Origin of the sequence: Sphingomonas jejuensis (assembly GCF_011927695.1) — a bacterium.
Lineage (GTDB): Bacteria > Pseudomonadota > Alphaproteobacteria > Sphingomonadales > Sphingomonadaceae > Sphingomonas_K > Sphingomonas_K jejuensis.
In genome coordinates this window covers 786,541-802,642 of record NZ_JAATJE010000002.1, presented here as the reverse complement: position 1 = coordinate 802,642, position 16,102 = coordinate 786,541, and the positions used below count along the sequence as shown (strand labels likewise).

The 16,102-nt window shown below is 68.2% G+C and carries 13 protein-coding genes; 6 read left to right on the top strand and 7 right to left on the bottom strand.

Annotated elements, in window-relative coordinates; genetic code table 11:
- Window positions 1-12: 12 nt before the first annotated feature.
- On the bottom strand, window positions 13-390 hold the full coding sequence (locus GGR88_RS13525; RefSeq protein WP_167955916.1) for a hypothetical protein: 378 nt from the start codon (window positions 388-390) through the stop codon (window positions 13-15).
- Between the two features lie 346 nt (window positions 391-736).
- Here GGR88_RS13525 and GGR88_RS13520 point away from each other — a divergent pair, with 346 nt between their 5' ends.
- Window positions 737-2,632 carry a ribonucleoside-diphosphate reductase subunit alpha gene (locus GGR88_RS13520; RefSeq protein ID WP_167955914.1) on the top strand — a complete coding sequence of 632 codons (1,896 nt, stop codon included), beginning with the start codon at window positions 737-739 and terminating at the stop codon, window positions 2,630-2,632.
- 82 nt (window positions 2,633-2,714) lie between these two features.
- Here GGR88_RS13520 and GGR88_RS13515 read toward each other — a convergent pair whose 3' ends face one another.
- The gene (locus GGR88_RS13515) at window positions 2,715-2,963 is read right to left on the bottom strand and encodes a DUF2171 domain-containing protein (RefSeq protein ID WP_167955912.1); all 249 of its coding nucleotides are present in this window, start codon (window positions 2,961-2,963) and stop codon (window positions 2,715-2,717) included.
- A 55-nt stretch (window positions 2,964-3,018) separates the two neighbouring features.
- Here GGR88_RS13515 and GGR88_RS13510 point away from each other — a divergent pair, with 55 nt between their 5' ends.
- The 5 genes from GGR88_RS13510 (at window position 3,019) to GGR88_RS13490 (ending at window position 8,208) form a co-directional block, all read left to right on the top strand.
- A complete protein-coding gene (locus tag GGR88_RS13510; protein ID WP_167955909.1) occupies window positions 3,019-3,198 on the top strand; it encodes a hypothetical protein in 180 nt (59 codons plus the stop codon).
- 13 nt (window positions 3,199-3,211) lie between these two features.
- Entirely contained in the window at window positions 3,212-3,478 is a 267-nt protein-coding gene (locus tag GGR88_RS13505; protein WP_167955907.1) for a hypothetical protein, read from the top strand.
- A gap of 5 nt (window positions 3,479-3,483) precedes the next feature.
- On the top strand, window positions 3,484-4,539 hold the full coding sequence (locus tag GGR88_RS13500) for a ribonucleotide-diphosphate reductase subunit beta (RefSeq protein ID WP_167955905.1): 1,056 nt from the start codon (window positions 3,484-3,486) through the stop codon (window positions 4,537-4,539).
- A gap of 198 nt (window positions 4,540-4,737) precedes the next feature.
- Window positions 4,738-7,305 carry a TonB-dependent receptor gene (locus GGR88_RS13495; RefSeq protein WP_167955903.1) on the top strand — a complete coding sequence of 856 codons (2,568 nt, stop codon included), beginning with the start codon at window positions 4,738-4,740 and terminating at the stop codon, window positions 7,303-7,305.
- A 30-nt stretch (window positions 7,306-7,335) separates the two neighbouring features.
- Window positions 7,336-8,208, top strand: coding sequence for a LysR family transcriptional regulator (locus tag GGR88_RS13490; protein WP_167955901.1), 873 nt, complete (start codon window positions 7,336-7,338; stop codon window positions 8,206-8,208).
- Window positions 8,209-8,247: 39 nt separating this feature from the next.
- Here the strand turns inward: GGR88_RS13490 and GGR88_RS13485 are convergent, their stop codons facing one another.
- From GGR88_RS13485 to GGR88_RS13465, 5 genes are all read right to left on the bottom strand, one after another.
- Complete coding sequence (locus GGR88_RS13485; protein ID WP_167955899.1) at window positions 8,248-10,740, bottom strand: PhoX family protein; 2,493 nt, start codon at window positions 10,738-10,740, stop codon at window positions 8,248-8,250.
- Window positions 10,741-10,967: 227 nt separating this feature from the next.
- On the bottom strand, window positions 10,968-11,702 hold the full coding sequence (locus tag GGR88_RS13480; RefSeq protein ID WP_245196971.1) for a PEPxxWA-CTERM sorting domain-containing protein: 735 nt from the start codon (window positions 11,700-11,702) through the stop codon (window positions 10,968-10,970).
- 128 nt (window positions 11,703-11,830) lie between these two features.
- Entirely contained in the window at window positions 11,831-12,832 is a 1,002-nt protein-coding gene (locus tag GGR88_RS13475; protein ID WP_245197166.1) for an NAD(P)H-dependent flavin oxidoreductase, read from the bottom strand.
- Window positions 12,833-12,955: 123 nt separating this feature from the next.
- Complete coding sequence (locus tag GGR88_RS13470) at window positions 12,956-14,344, bottom strand: DUF1501 domain-containing protein (protein ID WP_167955895.1); 1,389 nt, start codon at window positions 14,342-14,344, stop codon at window positions 12,956-12,958.
- 2 nt (window positions 14,345-14,346) lie between these two features.
- Window positions 14,347-16,047: a DUF1800 domain-containing protein gene (locus GGR88_RS13465; RefSeq protein ID WP_342449806.1), complete on the bottom strand. Its 1,701-nt coding sequence runs from the start codon at window positions 16,045-16,047 to the stop codon at window positions 14,347-14,349.
- Between the last annotated feature and the right edge of the window lie 55 nt (window positions 16,048-16,102).

The window sequence follows — 16,102 nt, the reverse complement described above, 5'->3', positions numbered from 1 at the left end:
ACCTGTCTCGGATCAGGTCGTCGGGACGGCGGCTCCCGCGGTCAGGGTGAAGCCGGCGACGGCGCGCGTTTCGATATGGCCGGGGTGATACATGTCCATGCGGATCTCGACCTGGCCGGGCGCGGCGCCGCCGCAATCGACGTCGTAGAGGTCGATGATGTGCCCGTCGCGACCGGGCCCGATGTTGTGACGCCGGTTCCAACGCGGCGCACGGCCGTCGGCGCAGCGCAGCCGGTTCAGATAGGCGTGCTGACCCTGCGGCATTTCCGCCTTCACGGGCGCCAGGTCGGTGCCGAGGGGGGAGGCGACGGTCACCACCGGCGCGGCTCCGACTGTTTGCACGGGGCGTCTGTCGGCCGTTGAGCAACCAGCCACCGCCAGCGTCGTCATGATCAGGATTGCCGCTTTTTTCATGGTCATGCCCCCCTTTGACGCGCTTGTCCGGGCGCCATCAACAGCTTGGCACGCGTGACGGCAGACTGTCGATGCGACGAGCCGAGGCGCGTTCGGGCTTGCGCCCTCCCCCCAGGCAATGCCACAACCTGTAGCGCCGGAACGGGGAAACGGCTCTACGGATTGTGGTCATGTGTCGGGGAGCGCTGAGGCGCTGGACGCGTTGTGCCGATCTGTGGAACCTGGGGACAAGTCTCTTGTTCCCTATCCGTTCCTGGCGCAGTCATGGTAACCGAACGGTTCGGACGCGACTCGGCGTCCTGCCGGAAGACCGGGGGCGGAAATGGATTTCAGAGACATGACGAACAGCCACACCGCCGAACTGGACCGCCCGGACGAGGCGACCGTCGCCGCTGCGACGACGACGCCCGCCCGCGCCGGCAAGGCCGATCCCGCCGCCATCGCGCGGGTCGGCGAGCGCGACGCGCTGCTGACCGATTTCGGTAAGGACACGCTGAAGGACCGGTACCTGCTGCCGGGCGAAAGCTATCAGGATCTGTTCGCGCGCGTCGCCGCGGCCTATGCCGACGACCAGGCGCATGCGCAGCGGCTGTACGACTATATCAGCCGGCTGTGGTTCATGCCGGCGACGCCCGTGCTGTCCAACGGCGGCACCGGACGCGGGCTGCCGATCAGCTGCTTTCTGAATTCGGTGCCCGACAGCCTGAACGGCATCGTCGACACCTGGAACGAGAATGTGTGGCTGGCGTCGCGCGGCGGCGGCATCGGCACCTATTGGGGCAATGTCCGCGGCATCGGCGAGCCGGTCGGCCTCAACGGCAAGACCAGCGGCATCATCCCGTTCGTGCGCGTCATGGATTCGCTGACGCTGGCGATCAGCCAGGGGTCGCTCCGGCGCGGATCGGCGGCCTGCTACCTCGACATCACCCATCCGGAGATCGAGGAGTTCCTGGAGATCCGGAAGCCCTCGGGTGACTTCAACCGCAAGGCGCTCAACCTCCATCACGGCGTGCTGATCACTGACGCGTTCATGGAGGCTGTGCGCGACGGCGCGGAATGGAACCTGCTGAGCCCCAAGGACGGGTCCGTCCGGCAGACGGTGGACGCACGCGCGCTGTTCCAGAAGCTTGTGGAAACGCGGCTGGCGACGGGCGAGCCTTATATCGTGTTCATCGACAAGGTGAACGCGACCATGCCGAAGCATCACCGCGACCTGGGCCTGAAGGTGTCGACGTCCAACCTGTGCAGCGAGATCACGCTGCCGACCGGCCGCGACCACCTCGGCAACGAGCGCACGGCCGTGTGCTGCCTGTCGTCGCTCAACCTCGAGACCTGGGACCAGTGGAACGGGGAAAAGGGCTTCATCGAGGACGTGATGCGGTTCCTCGACAATGTCCTGCAGGATTATATCGACCGTGCCGAGCCGGGCATGGAGAAGGCCCGTTATTCGGCGGAGCGCGAGCGCTCCGTGGGCCTGGGCGTGATGGGCTATCACAGCTTCCTGCAGGCGCGGGGCGTTCCGTTCGAAAGCGCGCTCGCCAAGAGCTGGAACATGAAGATGTTCCGCCACATCAACGCCCAGGCGAACGAAGCGTCCATGCTGCTCGCGCATGAGCGCGGGCCTTGCCCCGACGCCGCCGAAATGGGGGTAATGGAGCGGTTCTCGTGCAAGATGGCGATCGCGCCGACCGCGTCGATCTCGATTATCTGCGGCGGCACGTCCGCCTGCATCGAGCCGATCCCGGCCAACATCTACACGCACAAGACGCTGTCGGGCAGCTGGTCTATCCGCAACCCCTATCTCGAGACGCTGCTGAAGGCGAAGTCGAAGAACTCGGACGCGGTGTGGAATTCGATCCTGGAGCAGGGCGGATCCGTCCAGCACCTCGACTTCCTGTCGCAGGACGAAAAGGATGTGTTCAAGACCAGCTTCGAGATCGACCAGCGCTGGCTGATCGAGCTGGCGGCGGACCGCACGCCCTATATCGACCAGGCCCAGTCGCTGAACCTGTTCATCCCGGCCGACGTGGAGAAGTGGGACTTGCTGATGCTCCACTACCGCGCGTGGGAGCTGGGCTGCAAATCGCTCTACTATCTGCGGTCGAAGAGCGTGCAGCGCGCGGGCTTCGCCGGCGGCGTGGAGGCGGACAACACGCCTGATCTCAAGGAGATCAAGCTCGAGTCCACCGACTATGACGAATGCCTGGCCTGCCAGTAGCATCCGGCCGGTCGGCCGTGCCCGCCGCCGCGGCGGCGGGGCACGCCCGCGGTGCATCGCACCGCGGGCGCCCGGGCCCTGTTTACTTCTCTTCTTCCTCGAACAGCTGCGCGGCGACGTCGCCGTTGGCGCTGAGGCGGACCTGGTCGTTCTCGACGGTCGCGACGAGGCCGGTGGAGATGAAGTGGTGGTGACCCTGGTGGCTTCCCTCGCCCGAGTCCTTCTTGGTCAGCTTGATGCGGTCGCCCTCGACCTTGTCGACGGTGCCGACATGCACGCCGTCGGCGCCGATGACTTCCATATGCTCCTTGATCTGGCTGGTGTCGGCCATGTCCGTTCTCCTTTAAGGGTCCGGCGACTGAACGCGCGGCGTGGAGGATGGTGGCATGAGTGCAGGCGGACTGATGCTGCTGGTGGCGGTGATCGCGGGGATCGGCGGGGCCGTGCTGCTCCTGCGCCTGCGCGGACCGCTCTCCCCGCCCGCCCGCACGGCGCACCTGATGGCCGGCACGATGGCCGCCGCGCTCGCGCTGGTGCTCGCCATCTATTCGACGGCGCTCGGCTGATCGGCGCGGCGGCGTGAAGAGCGTCGTTGCCATCCTGTTCCTGCTTCTCGCAGGACCCGGGTTTCTCATCATGGGCCTCGTCTCGCTTCGGCGGAAACTCTGGCGCGACGGCGTGCCGGCGGGCGAGCTTCTCGCCCACCGCATCTTTGGATCCGAACCGCCAAGCCGCACAGCCTGGGATCAGCGGTTCTCAATGTTTAACGTAGCGATGTTCACCATTTTCGGCACGATCTTCTCAATCCTGCTCGCGGTCACCCTTATATCCCTGGTTTCGGAGTAACCCCCATGTCCCTTCTCGAAGCCCGCAAGACCTACAAGCCCTTCGAATACCCCTGGGCGTTCGACTTCTGGAAGCGTCAGCAGCAGATCCACTGGATGCCGGAGGAAGTGCCGCTGGGCGAGGATTGCCGTGACTGGGCGCAGAAGCTGACGCTGCACGAGCGCAATCTGCTGACGCAAATCTTCCGCTTCTTCACGCAGGCCGATGTCGAGGTGCAGGACTGCTACCACGACAAGTACGGCAGCGTGTTCAAGCCGACCGAGATCAAGATGATGCTGACGGCCTTCTCCAACATGGAGACGGTGCACATCGCCGCCTACTCGCACCTGCTCGACACGATCGGCATGCCCGAGAGCGAATATGGTGCCTTCCTCGATTATGCCGAGATGAAGGACAAGCACGACTATCTGCAGAAGTTCGGCGTGGATTCGGACGAGGATATCGCGAAGACCTTGGCGATGTTCGGCGGCTTCACCGAGGGGCTGCAGCTGTTCGCGTCGTTCGCGATGCTGATGAACTTCCCGCGCTTCAACAAGATGAAGGGCATGGGGCAGATCGTCAGCTGGTCGGTGCGCGACGAGTCCTTGCACTGCGAAGGCATCATCAAGCTGTTCCACGCCTTTACGAAGGAGCGGGACTGCCTGACCAAGGCGGTGCGCGAGGACATCATGGATCAGTGCCAGACGACCGTCCGGCTGGAGGATGCGTTCATCGACCTGGCGTTCGAGATGGGGCCGGTGCCGGGCATGAGCCCGAAGGAGATCAAGAAGTATATCCGCTACATCGCCGACTGGCGGCTGGGCCAGCTGGGCCTGAAACCGATCTACATGATCGACGAGCATCCCCTGCCCTGGCTCGCCCCGCTGCTGAACGGCGTGGAGCACGCCAATTTCTTCGAACAGCGCGCCACCGAATATTCGAAGGCGGCGACCCGCGGCAACTGGAACGAGGTGTGGGACGGCTTCGACAAGCGCCAGAAGGCGAAGATCGAAGCGCCCGCCGTCAACGATGCCGGCACCGAGGCCGACATGTTCGCGCAGGCGGGCGTGGCTGCGGAGTAGTGGTGACGGACCTCGCGACCAGGTCAGCCGACCGTCGCGAGGTCCCCCAAGCCGGACGGGCCAGGATGCCCTGTTCCGGAGACACAAAGATCCGGCGCACCGGGCGAGGGAGATTGCACCCCCTCGCCCGACATGATTCCGCCAACGTTCATCCGGTTCGTGCGTTAGGGGGCGCAGCCCTAGCTGTATCGGATCGTCATGCGTCGTCTCTCCGTCCTGTTGCTCGCGTCCGCCGCCCCCGTGATGGCGCAGGAAACCCCGCCCCCGGCCACCGCCGTGCCGGCGGTGTCCGCCCCGCAGCCCGCCACGGGCGAGGCAGCCCCGGAAGCGCCCGAGCCCGAGCCGACGCCGGTCGAAACAGGAGAGGACGAGTCCGACCTCGACGGCGGGGAAGAAATCGTCATCACTGCGTCGGGGCAGCCGCGCGGCTCCGTCATCGGCGACATCGCGCCGGAAGTGGTGCTCGATGCGCGCACGATCCGCGGCTACGGCGCCGCGTCGATCGGCGACCTGCTGACCGAGATCGCGCCGCTGACCGGCTCCATCCAGGGGCGGGACGCGAGCGCGCGGCCGATCATCCTCTTGTCCGGCCGGCGCATCAGCAGCTTTGCCGAGATCCGCGACCTGCCGCCCGAGGCGATCGCGCGCGTCGACATCCTGCCGGAGGAAGTCGCGCTGAAATATGGCTACCGGCCCGACAGCAAGGTCATCAACATCGTGCTGCGCGGCCGCTTCAACGCGGTGACGGCGGAGCTTGAAGGCTCGCTCGCCACCGATGGCGGGCGCGAAAGCGGCGAGGCCGACCTCAACTACCTGCGCATCGCGGAAGGCAGCCGCTTCTCGATCGACGGCGAGATCAGCCATGCCGAGCCCTTGTTCGAGAGCGACCGCCGCATCGACGGCGCCGATCCGGACCGCACGCTGCTTGCCGAAACCGATGCGGCGCAGCTGAACGCCAGCTACAACCGCACGATCCTGGGCAATGTGTCGGCCACCGCCACGGCCGAGGTGACGGGGGAGAACAGCCTGGCGGCGCTCGGCCGCAGCGCCAACGGCACCACCCGGCTGGAACGCGATCGGCAGACCCGCAACCAGGAACTGGGCCTGGCCTTCACCGGCGACGCGGGCGACCTGCGCTGGTCGTTGAACACCGGCTACACCCGCGGGCTGACCCGCACGCAGACCGACCGTGACCTGGCCGGCGTCGTCGGGCGCGATCGCGCGCGCTCCGTCACCGAACTGCTGAACGCCGAGGCGGTGGCGAACGGCGACATCCTGTCGCTGCCGGCGGGCGACCTGTCCGCGACCTTCCGGCTCGGCGGGTCCGCGCGTGACATCGCCAGCAGCACGGAGCGCGCCGGTGCGCTGAACAGCGTCGACCTGTCGCGCGATGCGGTGAACGGCCAGCTGAACGTCGACCTGCCGATCGCCAGCCGGCGGCGCGACGTGCTGGGGGCGATCGGCGACCTGTCGCTGAACGTCAACGGCGGGCTGGAGGAGCTGTCGGACTTCGGCACGCTCAGGACCTTCGGCTACGGCCTCAACTGGGAGCCGATCACGGCCGTGCGCCTGATCGCATCGGTGACGCACGAGGAAGGCGCGCCGACGCTGCAGCAGTTGGGCAATCCGGTGATCGAGACGCCCAATGTGCGCGTGATCGACGTGACGCGCGGCGAAACGGTTGACGTAACGCTGGTGGAAGGCGGCAACGCGCTGTTGAGCGCCGATGATCGCCGCGTGATCAAGCTGGGCCTGACGCTGCGCCCGTTCGGCGAGACGGACCTGACGCTGCGCGCCGATTACACCGACGCGCGCACCGACAACCCGATCGCGAGCTTCCCCGCGGCGACGCCCGAGATCGAGGCGGCCTTCCCCGATCGGTTCAGCCGCGATGCCGATGGCCGGCTGTTCCGCATCGACAGCCGCCCGGTGAACCTGCAATCGAGCACGCAGCGCTCGTTCCGCTGGGGCTTCAACTGGTCGGAAGTGGTGGCCGGACGCCCGCGCGGCGCCGACGGCCAGCTGCTGACCCAGGCGGAGCTGGAGGAGCAGCGCGCCGCCGCCCAGGCCGCGCGAGAGGCCGCCGGTGGCGCAGCGCCCGGGGCGCCCGGGGCAGGAGTGCTTCCCGGCGGACCGCCGGGCGGCGGCGAGGGCGCGGGCCGTGGCGGACGTGGCGGCGGCGGCTTCGGCGGTGGCGGACGCGGCTTTGGCGGCGGCGGGCGCGGGGGCTTCGGCGGTGGTGGCGGCTTTGGCGGCGGCTTTGGCGGCGGGCGGCAGGGGCGCGTCAACGTGGCGCTGTTCCACACCTGGCGGCTGGAAGACAGCGTGCGCATCCGCGACGGCGTGGCGGAACTCGACCTGCTCGACGGCTCGGCGACGGGCGGGCGCGGCGGACAGCCCCGCCACACGGTGGAGCTGCGCGCGGGCTACACGCAGTCGGGCCTTGGCGTGCGCGTCAACGCCGACTGGCAGAGCGGCAGCCGGCTGCTGGCGGATCCGGGCGGCGCGGCATCGCCGAACGACCTGACCTTCAGCGCGCTGTCGACGGTGAACCTGCGCTTCTTCGCCGACCTGGGGCAGCAGCGGTGGATTTCCGACAGCCCGTTCCTGCGCGGCGCGCGGCTGACGCTGGCGGTGGACAATCTGTTCAACGAACGGCTGCAGGCGCGCGACGCGGCAGGGTTCGTCCCGCTCGGCTACCAGGCGGACCTGCTTGATCCGCTGGGCCGGTCGGTGCGGCTGGAGCTGCGCAAGCTGTTCTTCTAAGAACCGCCCAGAAAGTGTAAGCTTTCCGCCATGGAGCTTCGCCAACTGCGCCAATTCGTCGCGGTCGCGGATGCCATGAGCTTCCGCAAGGCCGCCGCCATGCTCAACATGGCGCAACCGCCCCTGTCCGTGTCCGTGCGCAAGCTGGAGGAGGAGCTGGGCGTGCGGCTGTTCGATCGGAACACGCGCGCAGTGGCGCTGACCGATGCCGGGCAGGCGCTGCTGCCGACGGCGCGCGCCATCGTGGAGCAGGCGGCGTCGCTGAAGGCGGCGGCCGGGCAGATGGCGGCGGGATCGGCGGGGCTGATCCGGCTGGGCTTCATCGGGTCGGCGGTGCGCGACCTGCTGCCGCGCATCATCGGCGATTATCGTGCGGAGCGGCCCGGCGTCGAACTGAAGCTGGAGGAATCGACCACGCAGGCGATCCTGGATGCGGTGGAGGGCGGCGGGCTGGACGCCGGCCTCGTCCGCACGCCCCTGCCGCACGCACGCACGGTCCGGCTCCACCGGCTGGAGGAAGACCGGCTATGCCTGGCGATGCCGGCCGGCTGGACGGGGACGGAGGACGGCCTGGCCGCGGCGGCGGAGCGGCCCTTCATCCTCTACCCGGAATGGAGCGCGCTCCACATGGCGACGCTCAATGCCTGCCAGGAAGCCGGGTTCCTGCCGCGCGTAGTGCAGACGGCCGCGCAGATCGAGACGATCTTCAGCCTGGTGTCGGGCGAGATCGGGGTGGCGCTGGTGCCGGAGCGACTGGCGCCCTTCGCCTGGCCGGGCGTGACGATCCGGGCGCTGGCGCAATCGCCCGCGATCGGCGTGGGGCTGGTCGTGCGCGACGGTTCGTCGCCGCTGGTCGCGGACTTCACCGCACGGGTGACGCGCCTGTTCTCGGCGCCCGCATGATGGCGGGCCGGCCGGGCGCGAACCCGGCCGGCCGGCCGATCAGAGGCCGACGACGCCGCCGTCGTCCTTGGTGATCACCACCGTTGCCGAACGCGGGCGGGCGCCAGGCGTCTGCGACGGCCAGTTGCTGGACGGTGCGGTCGGGCTGCCGTTCTCGCCCGGATGCTGGACGTTGATGAACAGCGAGCGGCCGTCCGGAGTCGAGTAGATGCCGGTGATCTCGCACTCCTTCGGCCCCACCAGAAAGCGCTTCAGGCTGGCGCCCGGTGCCTTGCCGATGCGCGTCGCCGTCTGGCTGGTGGTGGTGACGTTGGCGGCGGTGGTCAGCGTGTTGCTGACCGTGCGCGTCGCGCCGTCGCCGACCGTGCCCGGGATCGCCGCCAGCAGCATGCAGTTGGTGACGTCGGTGTAGGCGCCGTCGTCCGTTTCGATCCACATGACCGGCGTCGCCTGACCGGTGATGTTGGAGCGCAGACCGAACCACAGGCCATCCGGCGACGAGAAGTCGTTGGTGGCGTCGAGACCGGACAAGTTGATGTTCTGCGCGTTGAGGTCGGCACCCGATCCGAAGGCGTAGATGTCCCAGGTGAAGGTCGTCGCGTCCGACCGGTCACCCGCCTCGCGCAGGCGGATGATGTGGCCGTTGGCGTTGCCGCGCGTCGCCTGCGCGTTGGTGGGCGGATCGGCGTTGACGACGTCGCCCTGCGGCAGCTTCGGATCGGTGTAGGCGCGCGGGTTGGCCGCATCGGTGTTGGCGGGCGTCCGCGACGAGTTGTTGGTCAGCGTGCAGTACATCTCGCCGGTCTGCGGATTGACCGCCGTCCATTCCGGCCGGTCCATCCGCGTCGCGCCGAGCAGGTCGCCCGCGATGCGGACGTTGGCGAGCACGTCGGCCTGATCCTCGAACGGATAGGTCGCGTTGGACGCGGTCAGCGGACCCTGGCCGAACACGATCGGAAGCCAGGTGCCGTTGCCGTTCGCATCGAAGCGAGCGACGTAGAGCGTGCCGGCATCGAGATACTTGTCGCCAAGCGCCAGGCGGTTGCCCTGCCCGCCCGCATCGGCATCCGACCAGGCGGTGTTGGACACGAACTTGTAGATATACTCGTTCTGCGCGTCGTCGCCCATGTAGAAGGCGGGACGGACACCGGCGACCGTGCGGCCGATCTCGCAGCCTTCGTGGTTCATCCGGCCGAGCGCGGTGCGCTTGCGCGGGGTGGAGTTGGGATCGAACGGATCGATCTCGACCACCCAGCCGAACTGGAACGGCTCGTGCCGGAAATCGCCGCTGCCGTCGGCGGGCGCGCCGGCCTGCGCGGTCGCGTTCCAGCGCGAGAAGATCGTGCTGCTGCTGTCGGCCGGGGTGACGGTGGTCCAGCCATAGTTGCCGGTGCGCCCCTCGGGGATGCCGTAGCGGGTGAGGCTGGTGTTCTCCTTGGCCCGGCCGGCGGCAGTGCGAACGGCGGCGTCGCCCGCGTTGCGGCGGAAATAGCCTGCCCAATTCTCTTCGTTGGTCAGGTAGGTGCCCCACGGCATGGTGCCGTTGGCGCAGTTGTTGATGGTGCCGCGGCCCTGCGTGCCATCGGTGGAATAACGCGTGCGGAGCAGCGCATTGCCGCGCACGGGACCGCTGAAGCTCATCGGCGTGTTGGGCGTGATGCGACGGTTGAAGGACGATCCCTGGACGTAGCTCCAGGTGGTGCCGCGGCGAACCTCGATCACCGACACGCCGTGCGCCTCGATCTCCTTGATCGCCTCGGATTCCGGACGCGGCGCGGGCGTCGGCAGGCCGGCGTGGAGATATTGCTGGGTGATGTTCTCGTGGTTCATGACCAGCAGGCCGCGCGTGTTGCCGGTCTGGTAATCCGGGATGCCGTTATCGGCGAGGCCGAAATAGGTCATGCCGTCATGATGGTCGCCCGCACGCTGGGCGAAGTTCGTGTCCGACCCGTTGTTGGCATAGGCCGCGACATTGTTCGCGATCGGATCGCCCAGGCGATAGAGCACGGTCGCGGTGTAGCCGGCGGGCACGCTCAGCTGATCGGCCAGGCTCTTCGGCACCGCGTTGAAGCCGAGCGCGATCGGGCGGACGGTGACGGTGGTGGTCGCGGATCCGGTGCGATCGCCCGCCTGCGCATCGAGGCGGAAGCCGAGCTGCGTGTCCGCGGCCACGGTGGGCGCGGTGAAGGTGGCGATGCCGTTGCTGTTGCTGGTCAGCGTCACCGCCGGGCCGGAGGTCTGCACCCAGGTGCCGGTGGTGCCGCCCGGCAGCGTGCCGGAAAGCGTGACCGGCGATCCGGAGGTGGCGGACAGCGCCAGCCCGCCGGACACCGCGAGCGGCGCATCTTCGCCATCATCGTCACAGCCGGCGAGCAGGCTGAAGCCGAACAGCGCGGTGGTCATGGCGCCGATGCCGCCCCGCATCGTCTGACGGCGCGAATAACGCGCGGCGATCAGATCGTTCAGATGCGGCGAAGCGCTGCTGCGGTTGGTATCGATGTCACCGTCGTCGTAACCGATCTCGATCGTCATGGTCCCGCCCCTTAACAAATGGTTCCGGGGTGCTCTGACGGGCTGGCAAGACGGAGCGATGACGTTTTGGGGACAGTCTGATGACAGCCGCTGATCTGCGCTAAGCGGTTGAAGCGGCGCGTATAGACATGGCCGTTCCGCGGCTCGGCCGCGCCACGACGGACTGCAGACACGAAAAAGGGCGGAACGCGACCCCCCGCGTCCCGCCCTTCCTCTTGCGGCTGCGCTCAGGCGAGAACGTGCGGTGCGTTCTTGGAGCGGCGGCGGCGCAAGCCCGTTCCAACCAGGCCGAAACCGGCGATCATCATCGCCCAGGTCGCCGGCTCCGGCACCGGGGCGGCGGCCGGCGTCACGAAGGTCAGCGACCGCAGCTTGAAGGCATCGGCCAGGTTGTCCGTGCCGCCCGCCTGCACGAGCAGGAGATTGCCGGTGCTGCTGGTCGCGAACAGGCTGCGCGTCAGCGTGCCGCCGTTGCCGGTCACCTGCTTGTCGGAGGTGAAGTTGATGTTGGTGGACGTCAGCGCCTGGTTCCAGGCCTGCTGCGTCGATCCGAGACGGGCCAGGAAGTCCGAGTCGTCGGCATAAGCGACCGTCGTCGCCGAGGTCACCGACGCGACCTTGCTCAGCTGGAACACGAGGAAGTCGGTCGAGCCGATGTTGTCGACCGCGTGGTAGTTGCTGCCACCGTCGTTCGGGTTGATCACGCCGAGGCCGTTGTCGTAGCGGCCGACGAACGCCTGGACGATCTGGTTGTTGACGACCGAGAAGGCGCTGACGCGCAGCTGCAGCGTCTCACCACCGCTCACCAGCGTGAACGTCTGGGAGTTGCCGTAGCTGTTGCCGCTGGTCGTCGCGGCCGTGCCGCCGGTGCCGAAGTTGAACACGAACTGCGCAGCCGAAGCCGGCGCGGCAGTCAGAAGGGTGGCAGCGGCGGCCGCCGCCAAAATCATCTTGGTCATCATCTTGCCCCTAAGCTCAATCGTTGCCGATCGAACATCCCCTGAGCAATTTGCGGGCCAACGTTACAAAAGTTCCGAAAACTGCGCAATTGCCGGTCGCTGAAATGCCTCGGACTGTCGTAAATGTCAATTTAACCGACAGTGGCACCAGTCCCACGGCGAGACAGCGCGGCGGCCGCCTCCCCTATCAATTCGGACATGATCGCGGTGACCGGCTCCTCCCGCTTGACCATCCCGACGGACTGTCCCGCCATCAGCGATCCATGCTCCACGTCGCCGTCGATCACCGCGCGGCGAAGCGCGCCTGCCCAGTAATGTTCGATCTGCAGCTGGGCCTCGGCCATCTCCACGGCCTTGGAGTCGATCAGGCCCGCGACCTCGCGCTGCTTGGCGGTGAAGGCTTCGGTGCCGGCGTTCTTCAGCGCGCGCACGGGGATCACCGGCAGTCGATCGTCGACCTGCACGCTTGCCACCGCATCGCGTGCGGACGCGCGGATGAACGCCTTCTTGAATGCCGGATGCGCGATGCTTTCGGTCGCACAGACGAAGCGGGTGCCCAGCTGCACGCCGGCTGCACCCATTTCGAGGTAACCCGCAATCGCCTCGCCGCGGCCGATGCCGCCCGCGACGAACACGGGCAGCAGGTCGGCCACGTCGGGCAGCATTTCCTGCGCCAGCACGCTGGTGGAAACCGGGCCGATATGGCCGCCCGCCTCCATCCCCTCGATCACCAGCGCGTCAACGCCCGAGCGCACCAGCTTCTTGGCGAGCGCGAGCGCGGGGGCGAAGCAGATCACCTTGGCGCCCGACGCCTTGATCCGGTCGAGGCTGCCGGCCGGCGGAAGTCCGCCCGCCAGCACGACATGGCCGACGCCGTGGCGCGCGCATACGTCGATCAGGTCCGAAAGCGCGGGGTGCATGGTGATCAGGTTGACGCCGAACGGCCGGTCGGTGAGCGCGCGCGTCGCCGCAATCTCCCGGTCGAGCAGATCCGGCGTCATCGCGCCGCACGCGATCACGCCGAAGCCGCCGGCGTTGCTGATCGCCGACACCAGATTGCGTTCCGACACCCACGACATCGCGCCGCCCAGGATCGCCCAGTCGGACCCGAGGAAATCGGTGCCGCGCTTCATCAGCGCGCGCAGGCGGCGTTCGCCCCCGGCATCGGCGGGCGTGGGGATAGCGGCGGCAGGCGCGTCGATGGTGTCGGTCATCGCCGCTGGCTAGAGCGCCGCCCGCGCCCCGGCAAGCGTTCCTCAAAGGAAGCCGATGTTGGTGCTCGACGGGTTGTAGTTGCCGATGTTGGGAAGCACCGTTCCCATCTCGCCCCCGGACACGCCGAACCAGCCGGCGAGCGTGGCGGCATATTGATCCACCGACATGGTGGGGATGAGCCGGCCCTGCCCGACATCGTCCGGCGTGCCGGCGCCGACGATCGGCGCCGTGCCATAAAGCTTCCGGCCCTTCACCGCGCCGCCCATCACGAGATGGTGGCTGCCCCAGCCATGATCCGATCCATCGCCGTTGATCGAGAGCGTGCGACCGAAATCGGACGCGGTGAAGCTGGTCACGCGGTCGTCCACGCCCAGCTGCACGGTGGTGTCGTGGAACGCGCGCATGGCGGCGGCCACGCGCCCCATCAGCACCGGCTGCTGCACGGCCAGGTTGTCGTGAAGGTCGAAGCCGCCCATCGACACGAAGAACACCTGGCGCCTGGCGCCGAGCGTGGCCGAGACGGAGATGAGCCGCGCCACCATCCGCAGCTGGTCGGCCAGACCGTTGCCGCTGGGGAACAGCGGGAAGTTGCTGTTGGGAGCACCGGCCAGGGCGGTCGTCACCTGCTGATAGGTGTCGAGCGCCCGTTTGGAGATGCGCGCATGTTCGGCGGCCATCATCGGCGCGGACTGCCCCGTCATCAGCTGGCGCAGCGTGCCCGCGGCGGTGGCGGAGCCGTAGACCGTCTGGCTGTTGCCGATCAGCGGCACCGGGCCGCCGGTCCCGATCGAATATTGGATCGCCGACTTGCCCGTCAGGTAGACGGCATTGCCGCTGGCGTTGATGCAGGTGAGCGTCGAGGCGCCGTTGCCTGACATGAACAGGTCGCCGATGCGCCCGCCCCAGCCGGAGGTCGCGCCTTCCGGGTTGGAGGCCTGGAAGAAGCTCTGCTGGTCATTGTGGCTGAACAGCTTGGGCGGCAGCCGGACGGAGCGCGCATTATATTGCGCCTTGGTGGTCGGCTCCACGAGCGTGCCGAGGTTCATCGCGACCGCCAGGCGCCCGGCATCGAACAGCGGGAGGAGCGGCGCCATGGTGGGGGCAAGCGCATAAGCGCGCGCACCGGGCAGCGCCACGTCCGGCACCAGCGCGGTCGCCGCCAGCGCATCGCGCTGAAGCGTCAGCGCGCCGCGCAGGGTCGCATAGGCGGCGTGGCTGGCGGTGTCATAGGGGACCAGCGTGTTGGCATAATCGTTGCCGCCGTAGAGAAAGATGCAGACCAGCGCCTTGTAGTCGGTGGAGGTCGCCGCCGCCGCCTCGCCGATCGCGGCCAGGCTGGTGACGAAGGGGGTGGCGACACCCGCGACGCCGAGCGCGGCCGAACGCTTCAGAAAGGCGCGTCGCGACTGGTCATGGTCGAACCGGCTCATGATCACCTCTGCAGCAGATAGTCGGGGCTGGCGAGCGTCAGCAGAATGGCGATGCCGACGCGGTTGATCGCGCCGTTGGTGGCGGTCAGCGCCACGCTGTCCACCGCCGCGCGGATCGATCCCACGGTGGCCGCGCTCAGCTGGCCGGCGGCAAGCAGCAGGTTCACCTCGCCGACCAGGCTTTCCGAATTGTCGGCCTTGGCGACCATCGCGGTGTAGTCCGCCTTGGCATCGCCCGCGCCGTTCGCGACCAGCCCGTGCATGTAGTTGACGTAGCCGACGACGCTTTGTTCGTTGGTGATCTGGAATTCGGGCGCGACCAGGCCGGAGGCGGAGATCGCCGTTGCAGGCGGCGCGTAGCCGGGACGGTAGAAGTTGAACACGCTCTGGCTGCGGCCCTTGGCCTGGCCCAGCCGGTTGGACGGATTGCTGGTGTCGCCGAAGCTCCACGCGCCAGACGGCGAGGAAACGCCGAAGGCGCGGGCCCATCCGGTCAGGCGCAGCACGGGTTCACGCAGCTTGCCGGACGACTGGGCGGTCAGGCTGGCCGATCCCAGCGCCTCCTGGTCGGTCAGGATCGCGCGGACGACGGCCTTCAGGTCGCCGCGGACGCCCGATCCGTTGTCGACGAAGCGCTGCGCGACCCGGCCGACATAGGCAGGCGACGGGTTGGAAGTGACCAGCCGCTGGATCAGCTGCTTGGACACGAAGGGCGGAAGGTTCGGGTGCTGGAAGATGACGTCCAGCGCGCTCTTGACCGCCACCATGCCGCCGCCGCCGACACCCACGCCCAGCACCGTCGACCCCCCCGCCTCGTTCTGGCCGGCATTGACGACCAGCGGCAGGCGGTAGCGGTCCGGCGTGGAGCTGTCGGCCGAGGCAAGCGTCAGGCCGGTGAAAACCCGCGCCAGCTGCGACACGTCGGCCTGGCTGTAGGTGTCGATCGGGCTGCCGCCGCCCTTCACCGTGCCGTCCATGTTCAGCTGGTGCACGCCCAGCGTGAACAGCTGCATCAGCTCGCGCGCATAATTCTCGTCCGGCAGCGCGCCGGTGCGCGTGTCCGCCTTGCGGTTGTTGAGGTAGGTCAGGAACGACGCCATCGCGGCGTTGGTGGTGACCGCCTCCATCAGGTCGCGGTAGTTGCCGAAGGCGCCGTCCAGCAGCACGTCGACATAGGCGGCCATCGCGAACTGCTTCCAGTTCAGGTTGATGCCGTCGATGCCGACCACCAGGATGTCGAGCAGCGCCATGCCGACGCGCTGGCGCAGCTGGTCCGGCGCCGCGATCATCTGCCGCCACATGACGGCGTCGAAGCCGGCGGTGTTGTCCTTGTTGGTCGCGACGTTGAAGCCGGCGTTCACCAGCCAATCCCAGTGCTTCACCTCGCGCGGCAGGGCGAACTGTTCGTTCAACCAACCCTCGAAGCCCTTGGCGACGACCGCGTCGATCTCTGCGCGGGTGGCGCCCATCGTCGCCTGCCCAAGGAAGCGGCTGGCCTGCTGCTGGGTCGGCACGGCCGGCACCACCACCACGGGCGTCGATCCGCCGCTGCCTGCAGACGGCGCCGGTGCGGCCCCGCCGCCGCCACCGCCGCAGGCGGCGAGCGCCAGCGTTGCCGGAAGCATGCCCCAGGAACCGGCCGCAGCGGGTGCCGCCGCCGTTTCCGCCGCCGATCCGATCTCGTCCCCGACCGCGTCCGCCACGGCGCTTTCCCCCGCCCATCAATGGGATAGGGACTTGTCGCCGATGCGGCTTAGC

Bases quoted from the DNA above. Each gene is read 5' to 3' on its own strand.
- GGR88_RS13525 (WP_167955916.1), bottom strand. From the start codon at position 390: ATGACGACGCTGGCGGTGGCTGGTTGCTCAACGGCCGACAGACGCCCC.
- GGR88_RS13520 (WP_167955914.1), top strand. From the start codon at position 737: ATGGATTTCAGAGACATGACGAACAGCCACACCGCCGAACTGGACCGC.
- GGR88_RS13515 (WP_167955912.1), bottom strand. From the start codon at position 2,963: ATGGCCGACACCAGCCAGATCAAGGAGCATATGGAAGTCATCGGCGCC.
- GGR88_RS13510 (WP_167955909.1), top strand. From the start codon at position 3,019: ATGAGTGCAGGCGGACTGATGCTGCTGGTGGCGGTGATCGCGGGGATC.
- GGR88_RS13500 (WP_167955905.1), top strand. From the start codon at position 3,484: ATGTCCCTTCTCGAAGCCCGCAAGACCTACAAGCCCTTCGAATACCCC.
- GGR88_RS13495 (WP_167955903.1), top strand. From the start codon at position 4,738: ATGCGTCGTCTCTCCGTCCTGTTGCTCGCGTCCGCCGCCCCCGTGATG.
- GGR88_RS13490 (WP_167955901.1), top strand. From the start codon at position 7,336: ATGGAGCTTCGCCAACTGCGCCAATTCGTCGCGGTCGCGGATGCCATG.
- GGR88_RS13485 (WP_167955899.1), bottom strand. From the start codon at position 10,740: ATGACGATCGAGATCGGTTACGACGACGGTGACATCGATACCAACCGC.
- GGR88_RS13480 (WP_245196971.1), bottom strand. From the start codon at position 11,702: ATGATGACCAAGATGATTTTGGCGGCGGCCGCCGCTGCCACCCTTCTG.
- GGR88_RS13475 (WP_245197166.1), bottom strand. From the start codon at position 12,832: ATGAAGCGCGGCACCGATTTCCTCGGGTCCGACTGGGCGATCCTGGGC.
- GGR88_RS13470 (WP_167955895.1), bottom strand. From the start codon at position 14,344: ATGAGCCGGTTCGACCATGACCAGTCGCGACGCGCCTTTCTGAAGCGT.